This window comes from Algihabitans albus (assembly GCF_003572205.1).
GTDB lineage: Bacteria > Pseudomonadota > Alphaproteobacteria > Kiloniellales > DSM-21159 > Algihabitans > Algihabitans albus.
The window spans coordinates 26,328-50,217 of the sequence record NZ_QXNY01000011.1 but is presented as its reverse complement, the minus strand read 5'-3'; the positions used below and the strand labels follow the sequence as shown (position 1 = coordinate 50,217).

The 23,890-nt window shown below is 66.2% G+C and carries 24 protein-coding genes and 1 other RNA gene; 12 read left to right on the top strand and 13 right to left on the bottom strand.

Annotated features, from left to right (window positions below; genetic code table 11):
• Window positions 1–24: 24 nt before the first annotated feature.
• The 4 genes from DBZ32_RS21405 to DBZ32_RS22910 form a co-directional block, all read right to left on the bottom strand.
• Window positions 25–1,053 carry an MraY family glycosyltransferase gene (locus DBZ32_RS21405; RefSeq protein WP_119169310.1) on the bottom strand — a complete coding sequence of 343 codons (1,029 nt, stop codon included), beginning with the start codon at window positions 1,051–1,053 and terminating at the stop codon, window positions 25–27.
• Window positions 1,054–1,066: 13 nt separating this feature from the next.
• Window positions 1,067–2,731 carry a heparinase II/III family protein gene (locus DBZ32_RS21400; RefSeq protein ID WP_162906905.1) on the bottom strand — a complete coding sequence of 555 codons (1,665 nt, stop codon included), beginning with the start codon at window positions 2,729–2,731 and terminating at the stop codon, window positions 1,067–1,069.
• 149 nt (window positions 2,732–2,880) lie between these two features.
• Window positions 2,881–3,543, bottom strand: a complete 663-nt coding sequence (gene rpe, locus DBZ32_RS21395; protein ID WP_119169308.1) for a ribulose-phosphate 3-epimerase — start codon at window positions 3,541–3,543, stop codon at window positions 2,881–2,883.
• Window positions 3,544–3,640: 97 nt separating this feature from the next.
• Window positions 3,641–3,922: a DUF1127 domain-containing protein gene (locus tag DBZ32_RS22910; RefSeq protein WP_119169307.1), complete on the bottom strand. Its 282-nt coding sequence runs from the start codon at window positions 3,920–3,922 to the stop codon at window positions 3,641–3,643.
• Between the two features lie 95 nt (window positions 3,923–4,017).
• On the opposite strand from DBZ32_RS22910, the gene DBZ32_RS21385 reads away from it, so the two are divergent.
• Window positions 4,018–4,704 carry an ArsR/SmtB family transcription factor gene (locus tag DBZ32_RS21385; RefSeq protein ID WP_119169306.1) on the top strand — a complete coding sequence of 229 codons (687 nt, stop codon included), beginning with the start codon at window positions 4,018–4,020 and terminating at the stop codon, window positions 4,702–4,704.
• 35 nt (window positions 4,705–4,739) lie between these two features.
• Here the strand turns inward: DBZ32_RS21385 and DBZ32_RS21380 are convergent, their stop codons facing one another.
• The gene (locus DBZ32_RS21380; protein WP_268877964.1) at window positions 4,740–5,948 is read right to left on the bottom strand and encodes a penicillin-binding protein activator; all 1,209 of its coding nucleotides are present in this window, start codon (window positions 5,946–5,948) and stop codon (window positions 4,740–4,742) included.
• Between the two features lie 17 nt (window positions 5,949–5,965).
• On the opposite strand from DBZ32_RS21380, the gene rsmI reads away from it, so the two are divergent.
• From rsmI to gshB, 4 genes are all read left to right on the top strand, one after another.
• On the top strand, window positions 5,966–6,985 hold the full coding sequence (gene rsmI, locus DBZ32_RS21375) for a 16S rRNA (cytidine(1402)-2'-O)-methyltransferase (protein ID WP_119169305.1): 1,020 nt from the start codon (window positions 5,966–5,968) through the stop codon (window positions 6,983–6,985).
• Window positions 6,972–7,337, top strand: a complete 366-nt coding sequence (locus DBZ32_RS21370) for a YraN family protein (RefSeq protein WP_208539361.1) — start codon at window positions 6,972–6,974, stop codon at window positions 7,335–7,337. The genes rsmI and DBZ32_RS21370 overlap by 14 nt, the downstream gene beginning before the upstream one ends.
• 159 nt (window positions 7,338–7,496) lie before the next feature.
• Window positions 7,497–8,351, top strand: coding sequence for a SirB1 family protein (locus tag DBZ32_RS21365; RefSeq protein WP_119169303.1), 855 nt, complete (start codon window positions 7,497–7,499; stop codon window positions 8,349–8,351).
• An 88-nt stretch (window positions 8,352–8,439) separates the two neighbouring features.
• Entirely contained in the window at window positions 8,440–9,408 is a 969-nt protein-coding gene (gene gshB / locus DBZ32_RS21360) for a glutathione synthase (RefSeq protein ID WP_119169302.1), read from the top strand.
• A gap of 34 nt (window positions 9,409–9,442) precedes the next feature.
• Here the strand turns inward: gshB and DBZ32_RS21355 are convergent, their stop codons facing one another.
• Window positions 9,443–11,431, bottom strand: coding sequence for an acetoacetate--CoA ligase (locus DBZ32_RS21355; RefSeq protein WP_119169301.1), 1,989 nt, complete (start codon window positions 11,429–11,431; stop codon window positions 9,443–9,445).
• Window positions 11,432–11,661: 230 nt separating this feature from the next.
• On the opposite strand from DBZ32_RS21355, the gene DBZ32_RS21350 reads away from it, so the two are divergent.
• Both DBZ32_RS21350 and DBZ32_RS21345 read left to right on the top strand, forming a co-directional pair.
• Window positions 11,662–12,678, top strand: a complete 1,017-nt coding sequence (locus DBZ32_RS21350; protein WP_119169300.1) for a DMT family transporter — start codon at window positions 11,662–11,664, stop codon at window positions 12,676–12,678.
• A gap of 143 nt (window positions 12,679–12,821) precedes the next feature.
• Window positions 12,822–13,727, top strand: coding sequence for a DMT family transporter (locus tag DBZ32_RS21345; protein WP_162906903.1), 906 nt, complete (start codon window positions 12,822–12,824; stop codon window positions 13,725–13,727).
• A 40-nt stretch (window positions 13,728–13,767) separates the two neighbouring features.
• Here DBZ32_RS21345 and DBZ32_RS21340 read toward each other — a convergent pair whose 3' ends face one another.
• Window positions 13,768–14,082, bottom strand: a complete 315-nt coding sequence (locus tag DBZ32_RS21340; protein WP_119169298.1) for a YbjQ family protein — start codon at window positions 14,080–14,082, stop codon at window positions 13,768–13,770.
• 116 nt (window positions 14,083–14,198) lie between these two features.
• Here DBZ32_RS21340 and DBZ32_RS21335 point away from each other — a divergent pair, with 116 nt between their 5' ends.
• A complete protein-coding gene (locus tag DBZ32_RS21335) occupies window positions 14,199–15,512 on the top strand; it encodes an MFS transporter (protein WP_119169297.1) in 1,314 nt (437 codons plus the stop codon).
• A 19-nt stretch (window positions 15,513–15,531) separates the two neighbouring features.
• Here the strand turns inward: DBZ32_RS21335 and DBZ32_RS22230 are convergent, their stop codons facing one another.
• Entirely contained in the window at window positions 15,532–15,804 is a 273-nt protein-coding gene (locus DBZ32_RS22230) for a hypothetical protein (RefSeq protein WP_162906902.1), read from the bottom strand.
• Between the two features lie 136 nt (window positions 15,805–15,940).
• Between DBZ32_RS22230 and DBZ32_RS21330 the strand changes: the two genes are divergently transcribed.
• A complete protein-coding gene (locus DBZ32_RS21330) occupies window positions 15,941–16,894 on the top strand; it encodes a LysR family transcriptional regulator (protein WP_328587500.1) in 954 nt (317 codons plus the stop codon).
• A 22-nt stretch (window positions 16,895–16,916) separates the two neighbouring features.
• On the opposite strand, the gene DBZ32_RS21325 is transcribed toward DBZ32_RS21330, so the two are convergent.
• The gene (locus tag DBZ32_RS21325) at window positions 16,917–17,675 is read right to left on the bottom strand and encodes an SDR family NAD(P)-dependent oxidoreductase (protein ID WP_119169296.1); all 759 of its coding nucleotides are present in this window, start codon (window positions 17,673–17,675) and stop codon (window positions 16,917–16,919) included.
• 161 nt (window positions 17,676–17,836) lie between these two features.
• Here DBZ32_RS21325 and DBZ32_RS21320 point away from each other — a divergent pair, with 161 nt between their 5' ends.
• Both DBZ32_RS21320 and DBZ32_RS21315 read left to right on the top strand, forming a co-directional pair.
• Entirely contained in the window at window positions 17,837–18,328 is a 492-nt protein-coding gene (locus DBZ32_RS21320; RefSeq protein ID WP_208539360.1) for a DUF3429 domain-containing protein, read from the top strand.
• 86 nt (window positions 18,329–18,414) lie between these two features.
• Window positions 18,415–19,749, top strand: a complete 1,335-nt coding sequence (locus DBZ32_RS21315) for an RsmB/NOP family class I SAM-dependent RNA methyltransferase (RefSeq protein WP_119169294.1) — start codon at window positions 18,415–18,417, stop codon at window positions 19,747–19,749.
• Here DBZ32_RS21315 and DBZ32_RS21310 read toward each other — a convergent pair.
• From DBZ32_RS21310 to DBZ32_RS21295, 4 genes are all read right to left on the bottom strand, one after another.
• A complete protein-coding gene (locus DBZ32_RS21310; RefSeq protein WP_119169293.1) occupies window positions 19,733–20,056 on the bottom strand; it encodes a YbaB/EbfC family nucleoid-associated protein in 324 nt (107 codons plus the stop codon). The two genes, DBZ32_RS21315 and DBZ32_RS21310, sit on opposite strands and share 17 nt — an antisense overlap.
• Window positions 20,053–21,921, bottom strand: coding sequence for a DNA polymerase III subunit gamma/tau (locus DBZ32_RS21305; RefSeq protein WP_119169292.1), 1,869 nt, complete (start codon window positions 21,919–21,921; stop codon window positions 20,053–20,055). The genes DBZ32_RS21310 and DBZ32_RS21305 overlap by 4 nt, the downstream gene beginning before the upstream one ends.
• A 48-nt stretch (window positions 21,922–21,969) precedes the next feature.
• An RNA gene (ffs, locus tag DBZ32_RS21300) (signal recognition particle sRNA small type) lies at window positions 21,970–22,066 on the bottom strand.
• Between the two features lie 81 nt (window positions 22,067–22,147).
• A complete protein-coding gene (locus DBZ32_RS21295; RefSeq protein ID WP_162906901.1) occupies window positions 22,148–22,822 on the bottom strand; it encodes a DUF6134 family protein in 675 nt (224 codons plus the stop codon).
• Window positions 22,823–23,006: 184 nt separating this feature from the next.
• Here DBZ32_RS21295 and nudC point away from each other — a divergent pair, with 184 nt between their 5' ends.
• Window positions 23,007–23,861 carry an NAD(+) diphosphatase gene (gene nudC, locus DBZ32_RS21290; RefSeq protein ID WP_235830299.1) on the top strand — a complete coding sequence of 285 codons (855 nt, stop codon included), beginning with the start codon at window positions 23,007–23,009 and terminating at the stop codon, window positions 23,859–23,861.
• Window positions 23,862–23,890 lie beyond the last annotated feature (29 nt).

Sequence of the window (23,890 nt, the reverse complement as noted above, 5' to 3'; positions counted from 1 at the left end):
TTTTTGAAGGTATGGCTGGCGGGGCTACACCGAATCCGGGGCCCGTGCAACGCCGCCGCGCAGCCAGATTAGAAAGGCGCCGGTCAGCAAGGCCGCGACGGCCAAGGGTACCCAGGGCTGCCACAGCTCCGCCGCGACGGCCAGTGCCAGCAGCAGGAGATTGAAGCCGCCGATGGCCAGGCTGCAGCTCCCGTGGGTCAGCTTGCGTTCCACGGCGCGCTGGTAGGCATGGCTGCGGTGGGCGCGCCAGGGCGGTTGGCCTTGCATCAGCCTTAGCAGCAGTGTGGTGGTGGCATCGGCCCAGTAGTAGGCGGGCAAGATCAGGGCGGACGCCCAGGCGCCCTCGCCGGCGGCGATCACCAGCAGCCAGCCGAGCAGGAAGCCGAGCGGCACGGATCCGACATCGCCGAGAAAGACCTGCGCCCGATGCCAGTTCCAGGGCAGGAAACCAGCGACCGCGCCGATCAACAAGAGTGCCAGGACCACCGTGGCCAAGGGCCAGTCGCCGAGCAAGGCGAGCACGACCACGCCCAGCGAGATGGAAAGGGCCTCGACCGCAGAGAGGCCGTCGATCCCGTCCATGAAGTTGAAGAGATTGATGAACCAAATCCAAAGCAGCGCCGTGAAGACCAGGTCGGCCCAGAGCGGCAGCAAGCCTTGGGTCGCCGGTTGCGCGCCGACCATACCGCCGATCGCCAGCAGCACGGCGGCCAACTGTACGGAGAAGCGGAGGCCGGCCGGCAAGCTTTCCTGATCGTCTCTCCAGGACACCATGGCTAACAGCACTGCGCCGGCCAGCACGGTCCAGAGACCGGGCAAACCGGTGCTGCCGAAGACGAGCCCCCAGAGCGCCAGAACCAGCAAGAAGCCGCCGACCAGGGGCAGACCGCCGCCTCGCGGGGTCGGCTGACTGTGGCTGGAGCGGGCGTTCGGTCGGTCCAGCGCGATCTCGCGCAGCTTCGGCAGAATACGGCCGATCGCCCACCAGACGAAGAGGGCCAGCAGGCCGGCGGCGGCGACAGCGGCGGCCGGCGTCGGCGCCATCTCGATCATGACCCAATCCAGTTCATGTACTCTGTGGCCCCCGAGCCCGCGGGTCGCGACCCTTCGTTTCGCGACGCAGAGCCCATTTGACCTTCAACCCCTCCGGCGGACAGAGGCCGGCGAGCACCACCTGCTGACTGCGTCGCTCGGCCGGGCCGCCGTGGTAGACCGAATCCTCCAGCGTGATCTCCGCGCCGCTGGCGCGCAGCCGCCAGCCGCCCGCCTTGGCCAGGCGCAACAGCGCGCCGCCGCCGGACAGAAGCGTGGCCTGAACGTCGGGATGAAGGTGAAAGCGGATTGCAAAGCGCAGGTCGCGCTTCGATCCGCCGCGCTCCACCGGCTCCAAGCGGTCTTCGCCGCGCAGATCCTCTCCGCCCGCGCTCAGATAGAGACGGCGAATATGACGAAGGCCGAAGCGCTCGGAATAGCCATCGTGCGCGGCCTCGACCCAGACTGCACCCTCGGCCTCGTCACGCTCGCAGTAGGGAATCGCCGCGCGTGCGATCATGCCGCCGCTGCGGCCAAGCGGCGAGGCATTCATATCGCCGAGAGTCAGGGTCGAATGGGCCGGCGTGCCGCGGAGCAGCCTGCGGTAAGCTTCGGGGAGATCCGCTGTGCCGGGCCCGCAGTTGACGATCAGCCGTTCGCGCGCGACCGAGAGCTCGAAGGCCAGCGTGCCGGCATGGGCCGCGCGGTCGGAGCCCGGCGGCGGGGGTGGGCCCGCATCCAGGATGATCAAGGTGCGCCCGCTTTGCAGCCGCTGAAAACCGCTCTGCGGCGCGGACATTCGGGGCCGCCGCCGGGCATCGGCGCGTTGCAGCACGAGGTCGACCTTGAACCCCTGCTCCGGCAGGCTGCCGTTGAACAAGGCCAGACCGCCGTCGCCATGCTGGTAAAGGCGCAACATCGGTGCCATCGACTCGATGGCTGCCACCAGGTTGGGCGGCACCGTCTGGTCCGCGCCATGCAGCGTCGCGCGCAGATCGATCAGGTCGCGCAGCATGGCCAGATGATGCGCCGGACTGCGCTCGATCTGTCCGCCGTCGGGCAGGATCTGACGGGCCAGCTCCAGCTCCAGCAAGGCGAGCCCGCGGCGCATCTGCGCCAGGCAGCCTGGCAGGCAGGCGCCGGCGATGATCAGCCCCCGCAGCGCGAGAACCAGGTCCGCGCCCGCCAGACCGGCAGGCAGCACGCGCGCCAGATGGCGCGTTTGGCGGGCTGCGGAGTGCAGCAGCTCGCGACGGAATTGCGTCTCGGCGCTGGCGGCGAAGAAATCCCACTGGCCGAGCCAGTGGGACAGGCGGCGCGAAGTGGTCAGCGGCGCCCAGGCAAGCCGGTCGAAACGGCTGTGGGCGGCCAGCCAGCTTTCGGTCAGCTCGCGCGCGCGCCGTCTGGCCGTATCGCCCGCCGTCGCCCGCAGATCCCGCAGCCAGGCGAAGCCATGCACTTCCTCTAGCCAAGCCGTCCCTGCTTCGGGTGGGCACCAGAGCGGGTTCGGGTCCAGGAGCGTCTGTCCAGCCAGTGACCAATGCCCCTCAAGCAGGGCGGCGCCCGCATCGACGTCGCCGGGCCAGGGATCGGGCGGTGTCGCTTCCGGGTTTACGGCATCGCAGCCGCCGAGTGTCCAGTCGTAGGCCGGCAGCGCGAAGAAGGGGCGCTTGGCGGCGTAGGCGAGGCGCCCGAACAACAGAGGTCGCGGTAAAGTCAAAAGTGCGCGCCAGCGGGTCAGGAAGCCTGGCTGCCGTCGCGATCCGACTCGAGGCCGGCGATGCGCCTTGGGCGCAGGGGACTCGGCTAAGCGGCGCTCGCCCATGGCTGTTGCGCCGCCTCCGCGCCTCAGGCGCCGCGCAGGGCGCGGATATTGTCGGCATAAGCCTCGGGGCCGCCAATGAAGGTGGCGGTGCCGGCGACCAGCACGTCGGCACCGGCGGCGACCGCTTGCGGTGCCGTCTCCCGATTGATGCCGCCATCGACCTCCAGGTCGATCTTGCGGCCGCTGGCGTCGATCATCGCGCGCAGCGATCGGATCTTCTCCAGCGCCTCGGGGATGAAGGATTGCCCTCCGAAACCGGGGTTGACGCTCATCACCAGGATCAGGTCGAGCTCGCTCAGCACCGGCTCGACGACGGACACGGGCGTCCCTGGATTGAGCGAGACGCCGGCCTTCTTGCCGCAGGATTTGACGAGCTGCAGCGTGCGATGCAGGTGATATCCAGCTTCCGGATGGACCGTCAGGATGTCGGCGCCCGCCTTGGCGAAGGCTTCCACATAGGGGTCGACCGGCGCGATCATGAGGTGCACGTCGAAGGTCTTGGCCGAGTGTGGCCGTAACGCCGCCACGACCTGCGGGCCGATGGTGATGTTCGGTACGAAATGGCCGTCCATCACGTCCACGTGCAGATAGTCGGCACCGGCGGCGTCGACCGCACGCACCTCCTGCCCCAGGCTGGCGAAGTCGGCGGAGAGAATGGAGGGCGCGATCCGGACGGGCTGCTGCATGAGCGTCTGACTATCAGCGCTCGGCCTTGCCGTCAAAGCGGGAAAGCGGTGGTCGCCCTGTCAAGCCGGCGTCGAATTCGTGACAGTGGCAGAACCGCTATCTCGGCCTTGGCTCGTCTGGCAGCCGAACCCCACCGGAGTCTGCAAGCTTGCGTCCCCAGACCGCGCTGCGGACTTCGCGGCGTGTCAGGCCGATATCTCTGAGAAGACGCTCGTCCAGGTCTGCGAGCTGGTCTTCCGCGCAATGGGCCCTGTAGGCACGGCCGAGTAAAGCTCCCAAAGCGCGAAGCCAGGCGAAGGGGCTTCCAGTCGGATCGCCTGCGATCCTAGGCTCTCTCTCCAAGCGAACGGACTTGCGGTTGAAAGCTGGAGAGTTCATGCCTGGAAGCTCCTCAAGATCCCACGGGAAACGTCCGCTTCGGAGATCTTTGATATCAGCTTGCTCGCAGCTAATAGTTCGGTCATGATCGAACTATGAAACACGGACCGGACATCGCCTATATCGCGTCCCTGATCGGCGATCCGGCGCGCGCCAACATCTTGACGGCACTTCTTGGCGGCCTGTCGCTTACGGCCAGCGAGTTGGCCGTCGAGGCCGGTGTGACCAAGCAGACTTGCAGCTCGCATTTGGCGCGGCTGCAGGAGGCGTCGCTGATCGCCGTGGAGACGCAGGGCCGGCACCGCTATCACCGTCTGGCCGACAGCGGTGTTGCAGCGCTGCTCGAAAACCTGATGGGCGTCGCCGCCGCGCGCCGCCCGAGCCGGGTCCGTCCTGGACCCAAGGAGCCAGCCCTACGGCAAGCGCGCGTCTGCTACGACCACTTGGCCGGCGATCTTGGCGTGGCTCTCTTCGATGCTCTGGTCCGCGACGGCGTTCTTGCGGTCGAGCGCTCGCAGCCCCGGCTGACGGTACGCGGCGAGGCGGAGATGCTGGACTTCGGGATCGATCTCGCGGCGCTCGGCAAACTACGTCGCCCGTTGTGCCGCAGCTGTCTCGATTGGAGCGCGCGGCGCAGTCATTTGGCCGGTGCGCTGGGCGCGGCCCTGCTGCAGCGACTCTTCGACGTTGGCTGGGCGCGTCGGGTCGAAGGCACGCGCGTCGTCGACTTCACGCCACCCGGCCGGCAAGCCCTGAAGAAGCGCTTCGCGCTGTCGGTGTGAAAAGGTCTTGGGACGGAGCTTCACCAGCGTAAACGCTAAGACCCGACCCGTTCGAAACTGCTCGGCGCGATTTCGCGCAACTCGATGGCGTTGCGCTGCAGCTGCAAGACGGCCAACCCCCGTTCGGTGCTGCCGTCCCCGCGCAGTCGAAAGATGCCGTCGACTCCCGCGAAGCCATTGGGATCGGTCAGATCCTCTGCGGTGTAGTCGGGCGCGGTGCCGGCCTGCGCCGCCTCGCGCGCCAAGACGGCGGCGAGCGCTGTGGCGTCATAGGCCAGGGAGGCCAGACGCGGCGGGGTCTCGCCGTAGAGCTCTCGGTAGCGGCTTGCCCAAGCCTCCCAACCGCTGCGTTCGGGGGCGGCAAACCAGCCGCCGACTAGCGCGGCCTCCTGGCCAAGGCTGGGATCCTCCCAGAGCTGGGTGCCCAGGTATTGGGTCTGTTCCGGATCGATATCGTAGAAAGGCAGCAGTGTGGCCAGTCCCAGCAGCTCGTTGCCGCCGGCCGGCACCAGCAGGGCATCGTAGCTGGAGCGTGCTGCCGCAAGCTGCTGCACGATCGGTCCGGCATCGGTTACCGCAAAGGGATCATAGGTTGCGACCTGGGCCACGAAGCCGCCGTAGCGGGTGGCGGCTTGCTGAAGGGCTTGCAGTGTGGCGTCGCCGTAGGGGTTACGCGGCGCCAGCACGGCAAAACGGGTCATGCCCTGTCGGGTGGCGTAGTCGACGACCCGGTCGACCTGCGCCGTCGGATCGAGGCCGATCACCCAGACTCCACGCCCTCCGACGGTTCTGTCGTTGGAGAAGGCGACAACCGGGATTTGAAGACCTCGGGCTTGCGGTGCCGCCGCGGCGACGGAGGTAGAGAAAAGCGGGCCGAGAATGAGGTTGGCCTCCTCGTTCAAGGCCGCTTGCATGGCTTGCTCGGCGCCTTCCGGTCGTCCGCCAGTGTCGTGCAGCGTCAGCTCGAAGTTCGGACCGCCCACGTCGAACAGTGCCATCTGTGCGGCATTCAGCAAGGCTTGGCCAAGTGTTCCTTGCTCTCCGGTCATCGGAAGCAGCAGGGCTACGGTCGCTTCGCCGGGGTCTCGCGGGGGCGGGGGCGGGGGCGTCGGCTGCGCCTCGACGACCGGCGGCGTTGGCGTTTGTCCGCTGCTCTGCGGTGGGGCATCATCCCTGGCTGAACAAGCCGTCAGGCTCAGCAGCAGAACGCCGAGAACTGCAGCGCGACCCGAACGCGAAGGCATAGTTGCGAAAGGCAGGCATGAAGGGATCACGATCCACTCCCGCTGGTGGAACTGGTAAGGGCTTTGAAGCCGTTGCCGTCCAGAGTGAGGACGACACGGCCGAGCTTGCGACTGGCACGAAGCTGTTGCGACTCGAAACGCCGTTGAAGCCTCTCGAGCCAGCTTTGTATCTGGTTGCCTGCCCGATCGGCAACTTGGCCGATGTGACATTGCGTGCGCTCTCGACGCTGGCGCAAAGCAATCTCCTCGTCTGCGAGGACACGCGCTACACCCGGCGACTGCTCCAGGCCCATGGTCTCGACCGCCCCGACCGCTCTCTTCTCGCCTACCATGAACATAATGCCGCACGTGTGCGACCGAAACTGATCGAAGCCCTCAAAAGGGGCGAGACCGTGGCGCTGGTCAGCGATGCCGGCACGCCGTTGGTCTCCGACCCCGGGTTCAAGCTGGTGCGCCTCGCGGTGGAGGCCGGAATTCGCGTGATCCCGATTCCGGGCCCTTCGGCGGTTCTGGCGGGGCTGGTCGCAGCTGGCCTGCCCAGCGACCGCTTCTGTTTCGCCGGGTTTCCTCCGCCCAAGAGCGCCGCCCGCCAACGCTGGCTGGCCGAACTGAAACCCGTGCCGGCGACGTTGATTCTTTTCGAAGCCCCTCAACGCCTGGCCGCCAGCCTGTCCGATATGGTCGAGGTTTTGGGCGGCGAACGACCGGCGGCCGTGGCGCGAGAACTGACCAAGTTGTTCGAGGAGGTGCGGCGTGCGCCCCTGGCCGAGCTTGCGGCGACCTATGCTGCGGAGGCCCAGCCCAAGGGCGAGATTGTGGTGATCGTCGGTCCGCCGCTGGCTGAAGCGACGAATGCGGCGGCGCTGGATGCGGCCCTGCGCAGTGCGTTCGCGGCTGGCGGCAGCCTGAAGGATGCGGTGCAGGCGGTGCAGGCGGCGACCGGGCTGCCGCGCAAGCAGGTCTACGCCCGCGCCTTGGCCCTGTCCGATCCAAAATCCTCCACCGGCTCGGAGGATGGTGGCGATGCGAACGCTTGACTCCCGTCGCCGGGCTTACGGCGCGGGCCGCAAGGCTGAGTTGCTAGCGGCCTGGTGGCTGCGGCTTAAGGGATACCGCATCCTCGCGCACGGTTTGCGGCTGCCGGTCGGTGAGATCGATCTGATCGCCCGGCGCGGGTCCTGCCTCGCCTTTGTCGAGGTCAAGCGGCGCGCGACGTCCCTTGCCGCGCTCGAGGCCGTGACACCGCGTCAGCGGCGTCGGATCCTGCGTGCGGCCGAAGCCTGGCTGGCACGGCGGCCGGATCTGGCCGGCCTCGACTTGCGTTTCGACGCGCTGCTGTTGGTCCCGGGCCAGCGGCCCCGGCACCTTCCTGATGCCTGGCGGCCTTGACACGTCCTGCCGTGCCTCGGCTCGCCCTGTGGGTTGCTTGCGCGGACGAATGTACCGAAAATCCCCCTCTGGCATTTTCTGACCGACGCCTTACCCTCCTGCTGCGATGATTTCTGGGTCGGCAACATATCTCGACCGCTATTCCCGGCGGCGGTGGACATGAACTGGTCACTGGCAAGCGGCCGGCAAGACCTCGAGTCCGCCTTGCGTCGGGTTGGCAGCCAGCCCGACATCCTGATCGATCTGGCCGATACCGCGCTGTTGCTGGCGGCTTTGGATCAGCCGAAGTTGCCGCTGGAGCGCTATCGCCACCACCTCTCGTTGATGGCGCGTGACGCTGCGGATCTTGCCGCCAAGTCGAGTGGCGAGAGCGAGCTGCAGATGCGCTTGGAGGTGCTGCGGCAGGTGATTTTCGAGCGCTATGGCTATGCCGGCGACGAAGAAACCTACGACGACCTGCAGAACGGCAATCTCATGCGCGTGATCGACCGACGCTGCGGGCTGCCGGTCGCGCTGGGCATCCTGGTTGTGGCAACCGCCCGCGCCCAGGGTTGGGATGTTTCGGGCCTGTCCTTTCCCGGCCACTTTCTGCTGCAGCTTCAGGCCGGCGCCGAGCGTGCCGTGGTCGATCCCTTCAACGGTCTGCGCGAGCTGCAGGCGGCGGATCTGCGCGAGCTGCTCAAGGTGCTGTCGGGGGTCGAGGCCGAACTGAAGCCGGAGCACTATGCCCCCGTCGGCAATCGCGACATCCTTCTGCGCCTGCAGAACAACCTGAAGCTCCGTCATTTGCGCGAGCAACGGCCGGAGCAGGCCCTGGAGCTGGTCGAGTCGATGCTGCTGATCGCGCCGGATCAGGCGGGGCTCTGGCGCGAGGCCGGTCTGCTGCACGCCCATCTTTCCAATCTGCGCGCCGCCATCGTCAGTCTGGAGCACTTCCTGGAACTGGCTCCAGCCGGTAGCCAGTCGCAGGAAGCCGGCGAGCTACTCCGCCAGTTGCGCAACAGGCTGAATTGATCCGATCCACGCCGGCCGGCTTCCGCCGCTGGTGCTCGGGTGCTACCAGAAGGTGCGCAGTTTCCGCAGCCGGGAGTTCGAAACCTCTATGTCCCCTTCGCCGACACCTTTGGCCGTCGCCATCCAGATGGACCCAATCGAAGCGGTCGACATCGACGGCGATAGCACCTTCGCGCTGGCCCTGGAGGCGCAGGCCCGTGGCCATGCCCTCTGGCACTACCTGCCGCAGGATCTGAGCTTCCACCACGGCCGGCTGTCTGCGCGATCCCGGCGGCTCGAGGTGCGACGCGCGGCGGGCGCCCACTTCACGCTGGGGGACTTCCAGACGCTCGATCTTGCCGGTGTCGATGTGGTGCTGATGCGCCAGGACCCGCCCTTCGACATGGCCTACATTACCGCCACGCACCTGCTGGAACATGTCCATCCCGCAACCTTGGTGGTCAACGATCCGGTCAGCGTGCGGAACGCTCCGGAGAAACTCTTCGTCACCCACTTCGCGGAGCTGATGCCGCCGACCCTGATCACCAGCAACAGGGAAGAGGCCGCGGCCTTCCGCGCGGAGCACGGAGACATCATCGTCAAGCCGCTGTTCGGCAACGGCGGTGCCGGCGTCTTTCATCTGACGCCGGAAGACGAGAACCTCAACGCCCTGCTGGAGCTCTTCACCCAGCTCTACCGCGAGCCGATCATCGTGCAGCGCTACCTGCCCGAGGTACGCCAGGGCGACAAGCGCATCATCCTGATCGACGGCGAGCCAGCCGGTGCGATCAACCGCGTACCGGCCAAGGGCGAGGCGCGTTCCAACATGCATGTCGGTGGCCGCGCAGAGAAGGCGGAGTTGACCAAGCGCGACCGTGAGATCTGCCACGCGCTCGGTCCGATCCTGCGCGAGCAGGGGATGATCTTCGTCGGCATCGACGTGATCGGCGACTACCTCACGGAGATTAACGTCACCAGCCCCACCGGCATTCAGGAGATCGACCGCTTCGACGGCGCCAATCTGTCCGGCCTGATCTGGGATGCCGTCGAAAAGCGCATCGACCGGGCGGTGGAGTAAGACGAGGCGACGGCAGCGCGCGCTGTCGAGCGCTCTACTGCCGTAGTGCTTCGATGTTCCGGTAGAGCTCGAGGGCTTCCGGATTGGCCAGGGCTTCCCTGTTCTTGACCGCGCGGCCGTGGACCAGGTCGCGGACCGCCAGTTCGACGATCTTGCCGGACTTGGTGCGCGGGATGTCGGCGATCTGCACGATCTTGGCCGGGACATGGCGCGGCGTAGCGCCCTCGCGGATGGTCTGTTTGATGCGCTTTTCAAGCGCCTCGTCGAGGCATGTGCCGTCGCGCAGATGCACGAAGAGGACGACCCGCACGTCGCCTTGCCAGTCCTGGCCGATCACGATGGACTCCACCACCTCCGGCAGCTTCTCGACCTGGCGGTAAATCTCGGCCGTGCCGATGCGCACGCCGCCGGGGTTGAGGGTGGCGTCGGAGCGGCCGTAGACGATCACCCCGTCGTGGCGGGTCAGCTCGACGAAGTCGCCATGGCACCAGACGCCCGGAAATCGTTCGAAGTAGGCGGCGCGGTAACGGGCGCCGTCGGGGTCGCCCCAGAAGTAGAGTGGCATGGAGGGGAAGGGCTTCACGCAGACCAGCTCGCCCTTCTGTTCGCGCACCGCTTTGCCCGTGTCGTCCCAGACTTCCACCGCCATCCCCAGGCCGCGTGCCTGGATCTCGCCGCGATGCACCGGACCGATGGGATTGCCCAGCACGAAACAGGCGAGAATGTCGGTGCCGCCGGAGATGGAGGCGAGACTGACATCCTCCTTAAGGTTCTCGTAGACATAGTCGAAGCCTTCCGGCACCAGCGGGCTGCCGGTCGAGCAGATCGTTCGGATCGTTGAAAGATCGTGAGTCCCCTTGGGCGCCAGCTCGGCCTTGTTGCAGGCATCGATGTACTTGGCCGAGGTGCCGAAGAGTGTCGTGCCTTCGGCGTCGGCATAATCGAACAGAATGTTGCCGTCCGGTGCGAAAGGCGAACCGTCGTAGAGGAGCAGCGTGGCCTCGCAGGCCAGACTGGCGACCAGCCAGTTCCACATCATCCAGCCGCAGGTGGTGAAGTAGAAGACGCGATCGCCGGGCCTCACGTCGGCATTCAGCCGATGCTCCTTGACCTGCTGGATCAGCGTGCCGCCGACGCCGTGGACAATGCACTTGGGCTTGCCGGTGGTGCCCGATGAGTACATCACGTAGAGCGGCGTATTGAAGGGCACCCGCAGGTAATCGATGTCGCGGGCCGTATAGGGCGCCAGTGCCTCCTCTAGGGTGGCCGCCTTCGGCAGCCTTGCCGCAGCCTGCGGACGGCCGAGCAGCGGACAGACGACCGTTTTTACGACACTGGGGAGCTGCGGCAGAAATTCCTGGATCTTCGGCAGAGTGTCGATTTCCTTGCCGTTGTAGAAGTATCCGTCCGGCACGAAGAGGACCTTCGGCTCGATCTGGCCGAAGCGATCGAGCACGCCTTGCACGCCGAAATCCGGCGAGCAGGAAGACCAGATCGCGCCCAGCGAGGCCGTCGCCAGCATGGCGGCCACCGTCTCCGGCATGTTGGGCATGAAGCCGGCCACTCGGTCGCCTTGGCCGACACCCTGATCCTTCAAAAGCTGTTGCAGCCGGCTGACCAGCGCTCGCAGCTCGCGCCAGGAGAGGCGGCGCTTGACCTTGTCCTCGGCCCAAAAGACCAGAGCGTCGCTGTCGTCGTCCCGGCGTAGCAGGTTTTCGGCGAAGTTCAGCCGCGCCTGCGGAAAAAACTGCGCGCCGGGCATCCTGTCGCCGTCGACCAGAACCGGCTTGCCGGCCGGACCGTCGCCGATCAACTCACAGTACTCCCAAACCGCGATCCAGAACTCCTCAAGGTTTTCGACGGACCAGTCCTGGAGCTGTGGGTAGCTGGAGAGCTCAACTCCTTCCTTTTCCTTGAGGTACTGCAGGAAATGGGTGAGCTGCGCCTCGGCGACCCGTTGCGGCGAAGGGCTCCAGAGCGGTGGGTCGGTGACGGCGGAGGCAGTGGGAGAGACGGAGGACATGAGGCAGTCGGCTCGCAGTCGAGACTCGGTGAAGACGGCACCGTCAGACTAGAGCAGGATTGCCGGGAGTGAAATTGCTTTGGTGCCATCGTTCCGAGCTTGATCCGCCGCCGCCCGGACTGCGCTCGATCAGCTCACGGCCGGCGCCCGACCCGGGGATTGCCATGCAAGCGAGCCATGCGGGGCTGGCTCTACTCCCGCGTTGCGGGAGCCTCTAGGATCGCAGGCCTATGCACGACGATTCCTCCGAAGATTTCAAGGCAACCAGTCCCACCGCCGGCAACGCCTCTACCGGCAAGCCGGCGGTCGAAGATCCGGCCCCAACGGCCGGACGCACAGCCCTGAGTGCCGCCATGACCGGCGCCCTCTGCATGACGGCCGCCTCGCTCGGCTTTTCGGTGATGAACATCCTCATCCGCGAAGTCTCGACCGAGTTGGAGGCGGCGCAGATCGCCTTTTTCCGTAACTTTTTCGCCGCTGCCGTCATGCTGCCCTGGCTCTTGCACAGCGGGGTAACCAAGGCGCTGGCCACGCAGAACCTGAAGCTGCATCTGCTGCGTGCGGGCGTCGGCCTGATAGCGATGCTCTGCTGGTTCTATTCGATCTCCCTGTTGCCTCTGGCCCAGGCCGTGGCGCTAAACTTTACCGTGCCTCTTTTCGCAACGGTCGGTGCGGCCTTGATCTTACGCGAAGTGGTGCGCGCCCGGCGCTGGAGCGCGACGCTGGTCGGCTTCGTTGGCGTGTTGATCATCCTGCGGCCCGGCACGACCGAGATTTCGCTGGTGACCGGTCTGCCGGTGCTGGCCGCGCTCTTCATGGCCGCTTCGGTGATGTTGGTGAAGACCCTCTCGGCCCGCGATGCGCCGGCAACCATCGTGCTTTGGATGAACTTGCTCTTGACCCCCCTGTCGCTGATTCCAGCCCTCTTCGTCTGGCGCTGGCCCAGTTTGGAAGCCTTGGCGATGATGGCTGCGATCGGTGGCGCGGCCGTGCTTGCCCACATCGCCCTGACCCGGGCCTATGCCCGCGCCGACGCCTCGGCGGTGCTGCCATTCGACTACATGCGCCTGCCCTTCATCGCTTTCTTCGCCTTCCTGCTTTACGGCGAGGTTCCAGACCTCTGGACCTGGATCGGCGCTGCTGTCATTGCCGCCTCCTCGATCTACATCGCGCACCGTGAGGCAAAGGTGGCGCGCGAACGGGCCGCCAGCGGCGTTGCCGCCGCCGGACCGCAGGGCCGGGAATGACGCCGGGAATGACAGGGTGCGAGCCATGGGCCGGATGTCGTCGCGGGTTGGGTATGATGGCGCCGCGCGTGGCGGGAACGCAGACGTGGATGCCTCCGGGGGGTCGGGTCTAGAACATGGCGTTGCAGAGTAAGGGGCAAGCCATGTCGCCCAATTTGCAGGGCGCACTCTGGATGTTGGCCTCGGCCCTGGTCTTCACGGCCAACGGTGTGCTGGTCAAGGCCTTGGCTGAGACCGGCATGTCCTTTTTCCAGATCGCCCTGGCGCGGGCCGGCTTCGCCCTGATCGCGATCCTGCCTTTCGTCTACCTGGCCGGTCGGCAGGCGCTGCGTACGGCTTATCCAGGGACTCATGTGATCCGCGCCGTCTGCGGCGCGGGGGCGATGCTCTCCGGCTTCTATGCGTTGTCCCGTCTGCCGCTGGCCGACGTCACGGCGATCGGTTTTACCACTCCGCTTTTCGCGACCGTGCTGGCGATCTTCCTGCTGGGCGAGGCGGTGCGCTGGCGGCGCTGGACGGCGACGCTGGTCGGCTTCGGCGGCGTGCTGATCATGCTCAGGCCGGACGCCCTGCTGACCGGCCAGGGTATCGCGCTCGACGGTTTCCTGGCGGCGCTCGGTATGGCGCTTGGCATCGCCGTGGCCGTGATCATGGTCAAGAGGCTGCCTAAGAGCGAGCACCAGTCCGTGATGCTTCTATGGTTCTGCCTCGCCTCCATCGCACTGGCGGTGGTGCCGGCGATTCAGGCCTGGCAGGAGCCTAGCCTGCAGCAGTGGCTGATGCTGGCGGGCGTCGGCGTGATCGGCGTATCTGGACAATCGCTGATCATCCGGGCCTACCGCGCCGGCGAGGCGAGCTTCATCGCCCCTTTCGACTATGCGAAAATCCTCTTCGCGATGGCTTTCGGTTTTCTCTTCTTCGCCGAGGTGCCCGAGAACTGGACCCTCGCGGGTGCCGCGGTCATCGTGGCCAGCACCCTCTACATCGCCCGCCGCGAAACCAAGCTCGGCACCCGCAAGGAGCGCGAGCGCGCCGGCGTTGTCGAGTGAGAAGCTCGGTAGGGCTATCGCCCGATCTTCTTCGTGCGTGTTACTCCAGTACCACCGCAGTTCCGTTGGCGCTGACCATCAGCATGGAGTCGCCGACCGTTTCGTAGTCGAGATCGATGCCGACGATGGCGTTGGCACCCAGCGCTTCGGCCTTTTCCACCATGTCCGCCATGGCCTCGTCCTTGGCGTCGCGCAGGGCCTTTTCATAGGCGCCGGCGCGGCCGCCGACGATGTCGCGAATCCGGGCGAAAAGATCGCGAAAGACGTTGGCGCCGATGATGCACTCCCCGGCGACGATTCCCTTGTAAGCGACGATCCGCCGTCCTTCGATGGAATCCGTGGTGACGACCAGCATGCTGCCCTGTGCTCCCTGTCTCTACCTGAGTCCTCGACTCGGTCTCCGATTGAACCGAACTCGCGTTACGATAGCGCGCTTGTGCCCTTTGACGATAGCGGGCAGGGTCCGCTGTCATGAGCTTCGCCGCGCCGCCAGAATCCAGTGCCCCTGAGGCCACCCCGGAAGGTGCGGGCCGGCGCGGCATTGCCGCCTGGTGCCTCTACGATTGGGCGAATTCAGCCTTCCCGACGGTGATCGTCACCTTCGTCTTCGCCGCCTACTTCACCAACGTGATCGCGGAGACGCCGGAGATCGGCACCGGGCAATGGGGGCTCGCCATGGGCCTTTCGGGCCTGGTCATCGCGCTGCTCAGTCCCGTCCTGGGTGCGATTGCCGACCAGAACGGTCGTCGCAAGCCTTGGATCGCGGTTCTCGCACTCATCTGCGTGGCGGTGGGCGCGCTGCTCTGGACGGTCGAGCCGGTGGCAGGAGCGCTGGTCTGGGCGCTGGTCCTGGTCACGGCGGCCAACGTCGCCTTCGAGATCGGGACGGTCTTCTACAATGCCATGCTGCCGGAGGTCGCGCCGCGCGGGAAGATGGGCCGCATCTCCGGTTGGGCCTGGGGAGCCGGCTACGCGGGGGGGCTGGCCTGTCTGGCCGCCTGTCTCTTGCTGTTCGTGCAGCCCGAAGTCCCGCTCTTCGGTCTCGACAAGGAGACCTACGAGCATGTGCGTGCCACCGGGCCTTTCGTGGGCCTGTGGTTCCTCGTATTTGCGCTGCCGATGTTTCTCTTCACGCCCGACCGGCCGGCTTCGGGAAAGCCGGCTGGAGAGGCGGTGCGGTCGGGTCTCGAGACTCTATGGGAAACCCTTAAAAAGTTACCGCGCTACGGAACGATCCTGCGGTTTCTGATCGCCCGGATGTTCTACACCGATGGGCTCAATACGCTCTTCGCCTTCGGTGGCATCTACGCCGCCGGGACCTTCGGCATGAGCTTCGACGAGATTCTGATCTTCGGCATCCTGCTCAACGTGACCGCCGGTTTCGGCGCTGTCGGCTTTGCCTGGATCGACGATTGGCTGGGGCCGAAACGTACGGTGCTGATCTCGGTCTGCTTCCTGATCCTGCTGGGCACCGCGATTCTGCTGGTGGAATCGAAGCTCTGGTTCTACCTGCTCGGCTGCGCCATGGGCATCTTCATCGGCCCTGCCCAGTCAGCCAGCCGCACTTTGATGGCACGGCTTGCGCCGGCTGAGATTCGAACGGAAATGTTCGGTCTCTATGCCCTTTCCGGCAAGGCCACCGCCTGGATGGGGCCCTTTCTGGTCGGTAGCGTCACCGTATGGGCTGACAGCCAACGCTGGGGCATGGCGACCATTCTCGTCCTCTTCGTGATTGGCGCCGTTCTCTTACTGCCGCTGCGCGAACCTCGACAGACCTCGGATTAGGCGACTTTCGCGCGAGATCCTAGGGCGCCATGCAGGAGCCTCTGGGAACACGGCCATAGCGCTCGCGTACACGCCCGTGGTTCCCCAACAGCCCGGTAAGCGGACGAAAAGCGGCGGCGAAGCTCTGGCGGATCGCGCGGCCCTGTAGGACCCGCCCGTGCGCCAGCTTGGCGGCAAGTCGGGCGTCGCTTGTGATCGCCCCTGGTTGGTAGAGAATGGCCGGCGGATCGGACGCTTTGGCGGCAGCCGAGGGTGCGGACGGCGTTTCGGCGGGCTGGACAGATACGGTCATGGCGGGCTCTCCTGTGAAGCGGCGAAGAGGTCGGTCGCAATCGAACGCCGCGACCTGTGTATCAGCTTATTGCCCTTGTTTTCTTCACAGAAGACCTCTTAATAGCAAAGTATTTAAGACTTTCAGGAACAGATAGATGGCGGCGGTGAACAATATCAATGAGATGGAGATTTTCGTCCGGGTGGTGCAGGCCAAGTCTTTCTCGGCTGCGGCACGCGCTCTGGATCTCTCGCCTTCGGCGGTGTCGAAGCAGATCGGCCGGCTGGAGGATCGGCTGGGCGCCCGCTTGCTGAATCGCACGACCCGTCAACTCTCCCTGACCGAGGTCGGTCAGGCTTTCTACCAGCGGGCCGAGCGCATCATCGCAGACATCGCCGAGGCGGAGCAGGCGGTGGGCGATCTGCATGCTTCGCCGCGCGGCCTCTTGAGGGTCAATGCCCCCGTCGCTTTCGGCCGACTGCACATGGCGCCGCTCCTGCCGAAGTTCCTGGAGAGCTATCCGGAAATCTCGGTGGAGTTGACCGTCAACGACCGCTTCGTCGACCTGATCGAGGAGGGGATGGATCTGGCCCTGCGCATCGGAGAGCTGGCGGACTCGTCACTGATCGCCAAGCGTTTGGCGCCGAACCACCGGGTGGTCTGTGCGGCGCCGGCCTACCTCTCGGCACGGGGAACGCCGCGGCTACCGGCCGACCTGCAGCAGCACAACTGCATGACCTATACCTTCCGAACCAACCGTCACGACTGGCGGCTGGAGAAGGATGGGGTGGCCGAGTCCGTCACGGTCTCCGGCAATCTGGAAACCAACTACGCCGAGGTGCTGATGGCGGCCGCGCTGGCTGGCAGCGGGATCGTCTTGCTGCCCTTGTGGCTGGCCGGCCCTCAGTTGACCTCGGGTGAACTGGTCGAGGTGCTGCCAGACTGGCAGGCTCAGGACAGCGCGATCTATGCGGTCTACCCGCATGCCCGGCATCTCTCGCCCAAGGTTCGGGTTTTCGTCGACTTCCTGACCGACGAAGTCGGCCATCTGGCTCAATGCTGGGAGCGCCAACCGACGGCGGCCCGATCCGCGAAGCACTCTGCGGCTTGACCTTGGGTCTTGCGCTTGACGGTCAGGCCATGCGCAGGCCGCCGTCGAAGCGGATGGTTTCCATGTTCAACATCGGATTGCCGGCGATGTGCAGGACCAGATCCGCGAACTCTTCAGGGCTGCCGAAGCGCTTGGGGAAGATCGGCTGCTGCGCCAGGTTCTCCTGGACGTCCTCGGGCATGTTGAGCAGCAGCGGGGTGCCGATGAGTCCTGGTGCGATCGAGAGGACGCGCACGCCGAAGCGCCCCAGCTCGCGCGCCGCCGGAGCGTTGAGGCCGTTGATCCCGGCCTTGGAGGCGGCATAGGCCACCTGGCCGACCTGGCCCTCCGTGGCTGCGACGGAGGAGGTGGAGACGATCACACCGCGCTCGCCGTCCTCGTTCAGCGGTTCGGCGCCCGTCATCTCTGCGGCGGCCAGGCGGAGCATGTTGAAACTGCCGATCAAATTGACACGGATCACCGCCTCGAAGGCGGCGAGGTCCATCGGCCCGTCACGCCCGACGATACGCTTGGCCGGCGCGATGCCGGCGCAGTTGACCAGCAGGCGACAAGGGCCGTGGGCCGCGCTCGCCTGCTTGACAGCGGCTTCGGCGTTGGCGGCGTCGCCGACGTCACAGACCAGGCCAAGTCCACCGATGTCCTTGGCTACTGCGTCGGCCGTGTCGCCGTTGAGGTCGATCACGCCGACCTTGGCACCGGCCGCGGCCAGTGCGCGGGCCGTGGCGGCCCCCATGCCCGAGCCACCACCGGTGACGAGAGCGCCCACGTCTCTGACATCCATGAACTCAGTCCTTCCCCTGTTTGCCTCGGCCCGATCTTCCCGCTCGGGCCGGCGGGCCTATAGCATGAGCGACCATCCGAGCAGAAGAGGTCAGCCTCTGAGGGCGTGCGGAGGGAGGTCTTTCGTTCTTCTACGCAAAGGCTATCTTGGCGGCTATGTCGATGCGTCAGGTTCCCCGCCCCGCCCTCTGGCTTGGTTTGGCCGGCCTTATTCCCTTCGCCGCAGGTGCCGTCGCCGTCTGGGCGTTGCCTCAAGGTTGGAACGATTTCGCCCAGTTCATCCAGATGGCCTACGCCGCCTGTATCCTGTCCTTCATGGGCGCCGTGCATTGGGGGTTGGCGATGGCTGGCACCGGAGTGGCCGGACCAGGCGTGACCGGTGCCGGTACGGCAGCCGGAGACAGCCATGCCGGTATGACCTGGACGCGCACCGCTGGCTCGGTGATTCCGCCGTTGTTGGGTTGGCTTGCTCTGATCATGGCGCCGCTGCCAGGTTTGATACTGCTGATTCTTTCCTTCGTTGGGCTGTTCTGGGCCGACATGCAGGCGATCCGTCTCGGCCGGGCCCCGACCTGGTATCTGCCTTTGCGCAAGACCCTGACCATCGGCGTGGTGATTTGCCTCGGCATCTCGGTGATGCGCTTGGTCGTGTGATCGCCCAAACGGAGCTGGATCATACAGGGCCGTGTCAGTCGGTTCCGTCTTCCCACCGGCGGCGTTCGGCGTTACATGCGCGGGCTATGGCGTCTCCGGCTCGTTCTTCCCCAGATCATCCCGCCCTGCCCCCGAATGCTCGGCGCATCGCGCTCGATCTTTTGCGTGCGGTTCTACGCGGGCGGCGTCCGCTTGATGAAGCACTGACGACCGAGCCGCGCCTGGCGCAGTTGGAAGGGCGCGATCGCGCCTTCGCACGCCGTCTCGTCGCCACGTCGCTGCGCCGGTTGGGGACGCTCGACGCCCTGATCGACCGTTGCCTGGACCGGCCGCTGAAGCGGGAGTTCAGCATCGTGCAGGACCTGCTACGCCTCGGCGCCTGCCAGCTTTTGATCCTCGGCACGCCGCCGCATGCCGCGGTCGCGGAGACTCTGCGGCTGGCGGAGAAGGGCAAGCAGGCCGGTTTCAAGAAGCTGATCACTGCCGTCCTGCGGCGGCTGGAGCGCGAAGGCCCGCTTTGGCTCGCGGAGCTGGACACGGCCAAAGCCGATACGGTGCCCTGGCTCTGGGACTCCTGGTCGGTGGCCTACGGTGACACGACGGCGCGAGCCATCGCTGCGGCTCAAGCCGGGGATCCGCCGCTCGATCTCAGTCTGGTCGACCCTGCGACGGCGGAAGACTGGGCAGAGCGCCTGGGCGCGTCGATTCTGCCGACAGGGTCACTGCGTCTGCCACCGGGCAGCGGCGAGGTCGCGCGCCTGCCGGGGTATGAAGAGGGGGGATGGTGGGTTCAGGATGCGGCAGCGGCTTTGCCGGCGCGCCTGCTGGGCCCGGTTGCGGGCAAAAGAGTCCTGGATCTCTGTGCGGCTCCGGGCGGCAAGACGGCGCAACTGGCTGCGGTCGGCGCTCAGGTCGTCGCGGTCGACGCCGATGAGGAGCGCCTGACGCGGCTGGTCGAGAACCTCAATCGTCTCAAGCTGTCAGCCGCAACCGTGGCTGCGGATGCCGCACGCTGGCGCCCGCCGCGTCTCGCGGAGGCGGTGCTGCTCGACGCACCCTGTTCGGCGACCGGCACGCTGCGCCGGCATCCGGACATTCCTCAGCTCAAGCGTTCGGAGGATTTGCCGGCCATCGTGGCCGTGCAGAAACGTTTGCTCGCCAATGCGATTGCCTGTGCCGAACCGGGTGCGCCCCTGGTCTATGCCGTTTGCTCTCTGCAGCCGGAAGAAGGGCCGGAAGTCGTGGCGGCGGTGCTGGCCGGCGGGGCACCGGTCACGCGCGAGCGGATCGACCCTCAGGAGGTGGGGGGGCTCGCCGAACTGATCGACGCCGAAGGCGCGCTCCGCAGCCTGCCCTGCCACCTGGCGGAGCGGGGCGGACTGGACGGGTTTTATGCCTGCCGGCTTAGAAAGGTAGCTTGAGGCCGCCCGGCAGATCGAGACCGCCGGTGATCTCCTTCATCTGTTCGCCCGCAGCCTGCTCGACCTTGGCGCGCGCATCGTTGACAGCGGCCAGCACCAGGTCCTCGAGCACTTCGATCTCCTGCGGCAAAGCCAAGGAGGGATCGATCCGGACGGCCTTGACGTCGCCCTTGCCGGTCATGGTGATCTTGACGAGTCCGCCGCCCGCCTGGCCGTCGATTTCGGCCTCGGCCAGGCGTTCCTGCATCTCGGCCATCTTCTGCTGCATCTGCTGGGCCTGCTTCATCATCTGGCCAAGATTCTTCATGCCCCGTCCTCGTTCTGGCTATCGGTCTCTGACTGTTCGTTGGGCTGTTCGTCGAGCGGTAGCCCGCTGATCACGCGGCGCAGTTTGGCGCCGGGGAATGTCTCCAACGCCGACTGCACCAAAGGGTGATTCTGCGCCCGTTCGTAGGCGATCCGTTCCGCCTCCGCTTCCCGTTCGGCCAGGGTGGCCTCGCCCGGTTCGCTGGAGACGCTGACCATCCAGCGTCGGCCGGTCGCGTCCTCCAGAATCTTCGAAAGGCGGCCGGCCAAGTCACTCGGTGCGTTGGGACCTGGATTGAATTCAAGCTGCCCGGACTGGCAGCGCACCGGTCGCACGTCGCTGCGCAGGGCGTGGAGTAGGCGCACCTCCTTCAAGCTGCGGAGCAGTGCTACGACCGCTTCGAAGGTTTCCGGAAGCGGTTTGCCGGCAGGAGCTGCCTGAGCTTCGATCTGCGCTTGGGTCTCGGTTTGACGCTCGGTTTCGTGGAGTTCCGCCCTATCGGGTTGGGGCCTGGCTTGCGGCCGGCCGCCGCCAACAGCGCGCGTACCGCCACCGCTGTCGAAAGCCTGTGGCGTGGCTGAGCCGGATGGACGCGACGACTCGCCGGAGGGATTTCCAGCGGTCGATCCACGTCCGCGGAGCTGGCGCACCAGGTCGGCCGGATTCGGTAAGTCGGCTGCGAAAGCCAGCCGGATCAACACCATTTCGGCGGCTTGCAGCGGGGCCGGTGCGCGCTGCGTCTCATCGATACCCTTCAGCAACAGTTGCCAGGTACGTCCCAGTGTGGCGACATCGAGCTTGTTGGCGAATTCGCGCCCGCGCACCCGCTCCGTTTCCGGCAGGCCTTCGCCGGCTTGTTCCGGAACCAGTTGCAGCCGGGTGATTCGGTGGGTCAGTTCGAGGAGATCCTGCAGGACCACCAGCGGATCGGCGCCGCCGTCATAGAGGTCGCGCAGGATTGTCAGGGCCTCGGCCGTCTCTCCCGCCATGACGGCACCGAAGAGATCGAAGACGCGTGCGCGATCCGCGAGCCCAAGCATGCGCTTGACCGAGTCCGTCCCGATCTCCTCGCTGGAGAGCGCAATCGCTTGGTCGAGCAGGGAAAGCCCGTCACGTACCGAGCCGTCGGCCGCACGCGCGATCATCGCCAGCGCCTCGTCCTCGGCGCTGACGGCTTCCTGCTCGCAGATGCCCCTGAAGTGTTTCACCAGGACCGCCTGTTCGACCCTGCGAAGGTCGAAGCGCTGGCAGCGCGAGAGTACGGTGACCGGTACCTTACGGATCTCCGTGGTGGCGAAGATGAAGATGACGTGCTCCGGCGGCTCTTCCAGGGTCTTCAAGAGTGCATTGAAGGCGTTGCGCGAGAGCATGTGGACTTCGTCCACGATGTAGACCTTCTTGCGCGCCGAGACCGGGCGATAGCGCACGCCGTCGATCAGGTCGCGGATATCGTCCACGCCGGTTCGGCTGGCGGCGTCCATCTCGATCACGTCGACATGGCGGTCTTCGGCGATGGACGTACAATGCTCGCAAAGGCCGCAGGGCTCGGGCGTCGGACCGCCTTTGCCGTCCGCTCCGACGCAGTTCAGCGCGCGGGCGATAATGCGGGCGGTGGTGGTCTTACCGACGCCGCGCACACCCGTCAGCACGAAGGCGTGGTGCAGGCGGCCGGTAGCCAGTGCGTTCGACAGGGTGCGCACCAGCGCGTCCTGTCCGATCAGGTCCTTGAAGCTGGCCGGGCGATATTTGCGTGCCAGCACGCGATAGGGCGTCGCTGCGGATGTGCCAGGCGCCAAGGTATCAGGCGCTGGCGCCGCCAAGTCCAGGGCCGGCAAGTTTGGGGTTGTGTCCGGTGTATCCGGCATCCGCTCTCCGGCCCGGGCCAGGGCAAACGGTGGCTGGCAGGGATTGAGGTGTGAGACTGGTCGGCGACCCGGCCGGAAACTCGTTACGGCTGCTTCCTTCCGGACCTGACCGGGTTGGCGAGGCGACCGTCCGCCGCCAGCCTCACGACGCGACTATATCAGACTGCCTGCCCCTGGCGGCAAGAGGCTCTATGAGGTCGTCTGCGAAGACGGCACGCCCATCGGGCTATCTTTGCTCTGCCGCCGTCGCCGTCACGGCTATGCCCGAGGGAGCCGGCAGGGCGAAGCGGATCAGGCGGCCCGTGCCGTCGTACCAGAAGTCGCGTTCGATCTCGCCGATGAGCGTCCAGCGCGTCGTCTCGACCGGGCCCCAGCCGGTCGGCACCGGCTCCGATCTTTGCTTCAGGCCGTGCACGCGCTTAAGCCTGCCGTCGACGGCATCGACCAGACCTTCAGCCTTCGGCGTGTCGCGGTGCCAGCCGGAGGTCGTCATCAGATAGCCCGAGATGGAAAAGCTGCGACCATCGCGTGTGCCCCGTAAGACCTGGTCCTGCCGCCAAGCCCGAACGTGATGGCGCTGCCTGCCAATGCGGCTGTCGCTGACCAGACCTTGTAGCCATCCCTCCGCCCAGGTTTCTTCGGCCAAGTGCTCGAAGGCCAGGGGCTCGGTCAGGGCGCCGGACGGCAGTCGCTGTGGCAGCAGCAGCCGACTCTCGTTGCGGACCAGAAGACGCGCGGTCCGGGCATCGCGCTCGACCGTGATGCAATGCTCCCCGGCCGGACGACCGGCCGCTTCCGCGGCAAAGCGCAAGCGATAGTCCGCGGGGAAGACCGGTGACGCTCCGGCGGTCGAAACCTTGGCGAAGGACGGCAGGGCCAAGCCCGCGGCCGCAGCACTCAAGAAGCTCCGTCGCGTCCAATTTATTTCCATAATGCATCCAGTCTCGGCCGCCGCGTTGCCTGGTGCAAGCCGCTGTGCCACTTTCGCGGCCATGTTGTTGCCCGCACCAAGAGCGCTTGCTCCGAATGTTTATGCGTCCGGCCCTTTGGACAGGGTTGAACAGCTCCGTCGTGACGAGGGCTGGTTGGCCGGTGTTCTGGCGGATGCTGCAAGCTGCTTCGTGCCGGTCTGGCGGGATCGCCATCTCTTCCGCGAAGATGGGCAAGGCGCAGCCTCTGCGATCTTTCTCCCGGCTGATCGCGCCGAAGCCTTGTTGGCAAGCGGTGCGGAGACCAGTTTTCTCGGCCTCCGCGATGGTGTCGCGCACTTCGCCCTCGACCTCGGCCACCTGAACACGCCGGATCATGCACCGGCCTTGGCCGGATTGGGCGACTTCGCCGATCTGCGGCGCATCGGCCCGCTGCTGCCACGCGATGAGGGTGCGATCCTGGCGCACGCGCGCGCGCTGGTCCATTGGCACGGGCGGCATCGTTTCTGTGGGCTCTGCGGCGGAGCGACTCGCTCGGAACAAGGCGGTCATCTCCGCCGTTGCCAGACGCCGGATTGCGGGGCACTCCACTTCCCGCGCACCGATCCGGCGGTGATCATGCTGGTGCACGACGGCGGCGATCGCTGCGTTCTCGGCCGGCAGGCACGCTTTCCGGCTGGGATGCACTCGACGCTGGCTGGTTTCGTCGAGCCGGGCGAGAGTCTTGAAGACACGGTGGTGCGCGAGGTCCATGAGGAAGTGGGATTAAGAGTGCGCGACGTGGCTTATCACTCCAGTCAGCCCTGGCCTTTTCCCTCCTCGCTCATGCTCGGTTTCTATGCCGTGGCCGACGCGGACAGATTGCGGATCGATCCTCATGAGTTGGAGAGTGCGGCCTGGTTCAGCCGCAAAGAGCTTGAGGCGTCACCCGAAAACGACAGCTTCCGCTTGCCGCGTACCGACTCCATAGCGCGCCGTTTGATTTCCGACTGGCTGAACGGCCTGCGGTAGCGTCGGATCGCTTCGGCGACCTGCACAAA